The sequence below is a fragment of the Staphylococcus sp. B1(2026) genome (assembly GCF_058895785.1).
Genome location: NZ_JBZXTS010000060.1, coordinates 1 through 7339 on the forward strand (window position 1 = coordinate 1; position 7339 = coordinate 7339).

8 protein-coding genes are annotated in these 7339 nt (G+C 32.6%); all 8 read left to right on the forward strand.

Annotated features, from left to right (window positions below):
- Positions 1-268: 268 nt before the first annotated feature.
- Complete coding sequence (gene pyrR, locus AC5EAH_RS07490; RefSeq protein WP_493494155.1) at positions 269-802, forward strand: bifunctional pyr operon transcriptional regulator/uracil phosphoribosyltransferase PyrR; 534 nt, start codon at positions 269-271, stop codon at positions 800-802.
- An 11-nt stretch (positions 803-813) separates the two neighbouring features.
- Complete coding sequence (locus AC5EAH_RS07495; protein WP_493494156.1) at positions 814-2085, forward strand: solute carrier family 23 protein; 1272 nt, start codon at positions 814-816, stop codon at positions 2083-2085.
- A gap of 69 nt (positions 2086-2154) precedes the next feature.
- On the forward strand, positions 2155-3042 hold the full coding sequence (locus AC5EAH_RS07500) for an aspartate carbamoyltransferase catalytic subunit (RefSeq protein WP_493494157.1): 888 nt from the start codon (positions 2155-2157) through the stop codon (positions 3040-3042).
- Positions 3043-3054: 12 nt separating this feature from the next.
- Positions 3055-4314, forward strand: coding sequence for a dihydroorotase (pyrC, locus tag AC5EAH_RS07505; protein WP_493494158.1), 1260 nt, complete (start codon positions 3055-3057; stop codon positions 4312-4314).
- Positions 4315-4323: 9 nt separating this feature from the next.
- Complete coding sequence (locus AC5EAH_RS07510) at positions 4324-5085, forward strand: dihydroorotate dehydrogenase electron transfer subunit (protein ID WP_493494159.1); 762 nt, start codon at positions 4324-4326, stop codon at positions 5083-5085.
- Positions 5085-5996, forward strand: coding sequence for a dihydroorotate dehydrogenase (locus tag AC5EAH_RS07515; RefSeq protein ID WP_493494160.1), 912 nt, complete (start codon positions 5085-5087; stop codon positions 5994-5996). Before AC5EAH_RS07510 ends, AC5EAH_RS07515 begins: the two co-directional genes overlap by 1 nt.
- Positions 5993-6691 carry an orotidine-5'-phosphate decarboxylase gene (pyrF, locus tag AC5EAH_RS07520; RefSeq protein WP_493494161.1) on the forward strand — a complete coding sequence of 233 codons (699 nt, stop codon included), beginning with the start codon at positions 5993-5995 and terminating at the stop codon, positions 6689-6691. The genes AC5EAH_RS07515 and pyrF overlap by 4 nt, the downstream gene beginning before the upstream one ends.
- Before the next feature lie 2 nt (positions 6692-6693).
- On the forward strand, positions 6694-7302 hold the full coding sequence (pyrE, locus tag AC5EAH_RS07525) for an orotate phosphoribosyltransferase (protein WP_493494162.1): 609 nt from the start codon (positions 6694-6696) through the stop codon (positions 7300-7302).
- Positions 7303-7339: the final 37 nt, after the last annotated feature.

Here is a 7339-nt window from a genome sequence, read left to right on the forward strand (position 1 = left end):
AGGACATTATCACATGTGAATGAGACGCAATTAATTCCATTTAATAATAGCTTGCTTTTTTTAACTAAATCAGTTAGAATGTACTAAAGTAAATAGAACAACCTTTAAAAAACGTACAGAGAGACGTGCAAGGTAGTAACTATAAATAGTTGATTTATAGTATATTAATCATAAACAAATATCTAATGACATTAGTCTGTTTATATACCTTGTTACGTTATACGTAATGAGGTATTTTATTTTGCAAAAAAGAGAAAGGAGAAATAAGATGGCACAAAGTGTATTATTAGATGATCAAGCTATTCAACGTACTTTAACGAGAATTGCACATCAAATTATTGAAAAAAATAAAGGTATTGAGCAATTAGTTTTAATGGGAATTAAAACGAGGGGTATTTTTTTAGCGCATCGTATTAATGAAAAAATACAACAGATTGAAGGACAATCACTACCGGTAGAGCAATTAGATATTACTTTTTATCGAGATGATAAACATCGCTTGCGTCAACAAGCAGAACCAGAAGTGCAACCAGTAAATTTTACAACTGACTTAAATAATAAAATTATTATTTTAATAGATGATGTATTATATACAGGTAGAACAATTCGTGCAGCAATGGATGCTATTTTGAGTCATGTGCGTCCAAGTCAAATTCAATTAGCAACATTAATTGATAGAGGGCATAGAGAGTTACCTATTCGTGCAGACTATGTAGGAAAAAATATTCCAACCTCTAAACAAGAAACAATTGCTGTACAATTAGTAGAAGTTGATGGTGTCAATAACGTTATTATTAATTAAGGAGGAAAATTATGTCGACAGTTAAACCGATTTTAGATGTCAATGAAAAACCAAATTTATCATTATGGTTATCACTAAGCTTGCAACATTTATTTGCTATGTTTGGTGCGACAGTATTAGTACCATTTTTAACAGGTTTACCTGTTAATGTTGCTTTAGCAACTTCAGGGATTGGAACGTTAACTTATTTATTTGTAACACGTGGTAAAATTCCAGCTTATTTAGGGTCTTCATTTGCATTTATTCAGCCCATTATTATTTTATCTACAACGCATGATTTGCCAACAGCTATGTTAGGTGCATTTTTAGCCAGTTTGACTTATGGTATTGTTGCGATTCTGATTGCTAAATTAGGTGTAGATTGGTTATTAAAATTATTACCTCCTGTAGTTGTAGGACCAATTATTATGGTTATTGGTTTGAGTTTAGCACCAACAGCTGTAGATATGTCAATGAATAAATTAGTCGGACAAGAAAAAGTGTATGATGTGACATATTTATCAGTGTCATTATTTACTTTAGCTGTAACTATTTTCTGTAGTTTATTTTTAAAAGGATTTTTCAAATTAATTCCAGTATTAATTGGGATTGTTTCAGGGTATGTATTATCTATTATTTTAGGTTTAGTAGATATGCAGGCAATTGCAGATGCACCTTGGTTAGCAGTGCCTAAATTTATTGTACCTTTTGTTACTTATCAACCACATTGGTCAATGGCTGCTTTATTGACAATGGTACCTGTAGCAATTGTGACATTGAATGAACATATCGGGCATCAAATGGTATTAAAAGAAGTTATTGGAAAAAATGTAATTAAAGAGCCAGGGCTTCATCGTTCATTATTAGGTGACGGTTTAGCTATGATGATTGCCTCTTTATTAGGTGGTCCACCAAGTACAACTTATGGTGAAAATATCGGTGTATTAGCTATTACGCGTGTATTTTCAGTATTTGTTATTGGTGGTGCTGCAGTATTAGCTATTATTTTAAGTTTTGTAGGAAAATTTTCAGCACTAGTAAATAGTATCCCTACACCAGTAATGGGTGGGATTTCTATGTTACTATTTGGAATTATCGCCTCTAGTGGATTACGTATGTTAATTGATCATAAAGTTGATTTAGGTAATAATCGTAATTTAATTATCTCTTCTATTATTTTAGTTGTAGGTATCGGTGGTGCTGTGTTGAAATTATCAAATATTCATATTGAATTATCAGGTATGGCTTTAGCAGCTATTATCGGAATTGTATTGAATTTGATTATCCCACAAAACAATAATTAAATGATGAGTGGGAAATGAGCCAATGTGATGAACATTGTTTCATTTCCCTTTTTTTAAAAGGAGAAGGCTATGTTTAATTTACTTACAATGTCAGATTTAACTTCACAAGAAATTTATCAATTAATTGATCGAGCTAGACAATTAAAAAAAGCACCTGCTGATGAATTAGCTAAAAATATTTATGTTTCTAATTTATTTTTCGAAAATTCAACAAGAACTAAATTAAGTTTTGAAGTTGCACAAAGAAAACTCGGTATGCAAGTGATTCCATTTGAAGTAACACAATCTTCCGTGACAAAAGGTGAATCATTGTATGATACTTGTGAAACCTTAGCAAGTATAGGCGTGAATTTATTAGTTATTAGACATCCACAATGTGCTTATTATCAACAATTACAGAATTTATCTATTCCTATTATTAATGGTGGCGACGGTGCTGGACATCATCCGTCTCAATGTTTATTAGATTTAATGACAATTTATGAAGAGTTTGGTAGATTCAAAGGTTTAAACATTGTTATTGTAGGAGATATTAAAAATTCACGTGTAGCGAATAGTAATGCAGATACATTTAAAAGATTAGGAATGAAAGTTAAATTGGTCTCACCTAAAGATTGGCAGTTAGAAGGCTTAGGTGAGTATGTAAAATTAGATGAAGTCATTGATAAAATAGATGTTGCTATGTTTTTAAGAGTACAACATGAACGTCATGAAGTTGCAGATAGTCAATTTTCTAAGTATGAATATCATAAAAAATATGGGTTAGATCAAAGAAGATATAATAAATTAGCTTCACATGCGATTATTATGCATCCTGCACCTGTTAATCGTGATGTTGAAATAGCAAGTGAATTAGTTGAAGCACCAAAATCAAGAATATTTAAACAAATGACAAATGGTATGTTTATGAGACAAGCAATTATTGAATTCATTTTAAAGAAAAATAATTTATTATAGGGGGATATAACATTGATTTTATTAAAAAATGCAACTTTATTGGACCAACAGCAGGTAGATATTTTAATTGAAGAGGGCAGAGTCACTAAAATAGGAATGCAATTAAATGCTGCGCATGCAGAAGTAATTGATTTACAAGGCAAGTATGTCGTTCCAGGTTTTGTTGATGTTCATGTTCATTGGAGAGAACCAGGATTTAGTTATAAAGAAACGATTAAAGGTGGTTCATTAGCAGCTGCTAAAGGTGGTTTTACGACAGCAATGTTAATGCCCAATGTTAATCCTGTACCGGATACAGCTGAACATCTAAAACAACAATTAGATATTATTGCAAATGATTCAATTATTCGTGCGATACCTTATGCAGCGATTAGTCAGAATTTAGAAGGTACAGCATTATCAAAGATGGATGAATTGAGTCAGTTAGGATGCTTTGCATTTACAGATGATGGTAAAGGGATTCAGACATCTCGTTTGATGTATGAAGCAATGCAACAAGCAGCAAAATTAAACAAAGCTGTCGTAGCACATTGTGAAGATAATTCGTTGATCTATGGTGGACATATGCATCAAGGCAAGAGAAGTGAAGAATTGGGTATTCAAGGTATTCCATCTATTTGCGAATCTGTACAAATTGCACGTGATGTTTTGTTAGCAGAAGCAGCGAATTGTCATTATCATGTGTGTCATGTTTCAACGAAAGAATCTGTACGTGTAATTAGAGATGCAAAACGTGCTGGTATAAAAGTGACTGCTGAAGTTTGTCCACATCATTTAATTTATGATGATCAACAAATTCCTTATGATAATGGTTTATGGAAAATGAATCCACCATTGCGTGATGCAACAGATAAGCAAGCATTGATTGAAGCTTTAGAAGATGGGACAATTGATTTTATTGCAACTGATCATGCCCCACATGCAATGTCTGAAAAAGATGTACCTATGTTACAAGCATCATTTGGTATTGTAGGGTCAGAAATTGCTTTTGCTCAATTATATAGTCATTTTGTAGTGACAAAACGTTGGACATTAAAGCAATTAGTTGATTGGTTATCAATTAAACCAGCACAATGTTTTGGCTTACCTTATGGACAATTAGCGATTAATAGTATTGCAGATTTAACTGTATTAGATTTAGAAAAACGACAATTGGTGACAGAAGATATATTTGCATCACAAGGAAAAAATAGTCCTTTTGTTGGACAAATGTTATCAGGTTGGCCAGTATTAACTTTAAGTGAAGGACGTATCGTCTATCGTGATTTGTAAGGAGGTATTATGATTCAATTAATGATTATTACATCTAACCAATTAATTGCACCTAATATTTATCGTTTAGAAGTGAAAGGTAAACTAGTTGATGCCATGCAGCAACCAGGTCAATTTGTTAATATTAGAGTGAGTGAGGGGCAAGAACTATTATTAAGAAGACCTTTATCAATTTGTGAAATTAATCATGAAAAACAAACTTTTTCAATGATTTATCGTGTTAATGGACAAGGAACTGAACGACTATCAAAGTATAAAAAAGGTCAGTTATTAGATGTGATAGGCCCTTTAGGAACTGGCTATGATATTACATCATTAAAGAAAGGACAAATTGCTTTGTTAGTTGGCGGTGGTATAGGCATACCTCCTTTATATGAGTTAGCTAAACAATTTAATAATCAAGATATTAAAACAATTCATATTTTAGGTTTTCAATCATCTCAAGATATTTTTTACGAGCAAAATTTCAAACAATTAGGTGAAACTTATATTGCAACAGCTGATGGTAGTTATGGTTTTCATGGTAATGTGATTGACTTATTAGCACAATTGAATGTACATTTTGATAAATATTATAGCTGTGGTCCACTACCTATGTTGAAAGCACTCAAAAACTATTATGTTACTGAAGAAGGTTATTTATCTTTAGAAAGTAGAATGGCTTGTGGTATTGGTGCTTGCTATGCTTGTGTGATTGATACTGTATCTCATGATTATGCACGTATTTGTACAGAAGGACCAGTTTTTAATGCGAATGAGGTGATATTATAATGACAAGATTAGCTGTAAAACTACCAGGTTTAGATTTAAAAAATATAATTATGCCCGCTTCAGGCTGCTTTGCTTTTGGACAAGAATATGCTAAATTTTATGATTTATCACTATTAGGTGCTATTATGATCAAAGCAACAACAGCACAACCAAGACGAGGTAACCCGACACCACGTGTGGCTGAAACATCATCGGGTATGTTAAATGCAATTGGTTTACAAAATCCTGGAGTGGAAGCTGTAATGACACATCAGTTACCGTGGTTAGCACAATACGATGTACCAATTATTGCAAATATTGCTGGTAGTACGATAGAAGAGTATGTTGAAGTTGCACAAAAAATTTCACAAGCACCTAATGTTAAAGCACTTGAATTGAATATTTCTTGTCCTAATGTGTCTAAAGGTGGTATACAATTTGGTACCAATGCTGAAACAGCTGCTAAATTAACGCAGGCTGTTAAACAAGTTTCATCAGTACCAGTTTACGTTAAATTATCACCTAATGTTAGTCATATTGTTGAAATGGCACAAGCTATTGAAAATGCAGGTGCAGACGGTCTATCAATGATTAACACTTTGATAGGTATGCGTTTAGATGAAATGACAGGACGTCCGATTTTAGCAAATACGATAGGTGGTTTGTCAGGTGCAGCAATTAAACCAGTTGCTTTAAGAATGGTTTATCAAGTAGCACAGCAAGTTAATCTACCTATTATTGCAATGGGGGGGATTTGTCAAGCACAAGATGTCATTGATTTTATTTCAGTAGGTGCTTCGGCCGTCGCTATAGGGACAATGAATTTTACTGATCCGATGATTTGTCCAAAAATTATTGAAGAATTACCTATATTATTAGATAAGTTAGGTGTTGAACATATTCATGATATTAAAGGGAGAAGTTTTTTATGACACAAACAATTATTGCTTTAGATTTTCCTGATATTCAACAAACGAAAGATTTTTTGAATCAATTTAATGAACCTTTATTTGTTAAAGTAGGTATGGAACTTTACTTGCAACAAGGACCTAAAATTTTAGATATCTTAACACAAAATCATCATCGTATTTTTTTAGATTTAAAATTACACGACATTCCAAATACGATTTATCATGCTATGAAAGGCTTAGCACAATTTAATATTGATATGATTAATGTGCATGCTTCTGGTGGTCAAGAGATGATGATAGCAGCTAAAGAAGGCTTATTAGCAGGAAGTACAGGAGAAAATATACCACAATTAATTGCAGTAACACAATTAACATCAACAAGTCCACAACAATTGGTAACAGAACAATTAGTGACTGTATCGATGACTGACAGTGTATTACATTATGCCAAATTAGCACAACAAAGTGGCTTAGATGGTGTCGTTTGTGCAGTTTCTGAAGTAGCACAAATTAAACAACTATGTGGTGATGATTTTTTAAAAGTCACACCTGGTATACGTTTATCGAGTCATTCTTCAGATGATCAAGTACGCATTGCTACGCCAACTATAGCTAAATTAACAGGTTCTACACATATTGTAGTAGGACGTCCTATTACACAGGCAGTAGAGCCTAGAGTAGCTTATCAAACGATTCAACAATTATTGGAGGATTAACCATGACAACGATCGCAAAAGAATTATTAAATATTAATGCTGTAATTTTAAACACACAACAATTATTCACATGGGCTTCAGGTATAAAATCACCTATTTACTGCGACAATCGCTTAACAATTTCGTATCCAAAAGTGAGAGAAATGATTGTTAACGAATTTGTTAAATTAATTAATACATCGTATGCAGAAGTAGATGTCATTGTAGGAACAGCAACAGCTGGGATACCTCACGCCGCCTTTATTAGCCAACAAATGAATTTACCTATGGCTTATGTACGTTCAGCCAGCAAAGCACATGGTAAACAAAGTCAAATTGAAGGTTATATTGCTAAAGGTGCGAAAGTATTAATCATTGAAGATTTAATTTCAACAGGTGGCTCTTCTATAAAAGTAGCAGAAATATTACGTCAACAAGGTTATGAAGTATTAGGGATAGTTGCTATTTTTAATTATCAATTAGCAACAGCAGATCAAATGTTTAAACAACATCAACTATCTTGGCATACTTTAACGAATTTTGAAGAATTAATTACTATCGCTAAAGAGACTAATGTTATTACAGCATCAGATGAAACGTTCTTGATGAACTGGCATAAACAATTAAGTTAATTGGAGAGTTATTTTGTATCTATTGCGTAGTTCAAAA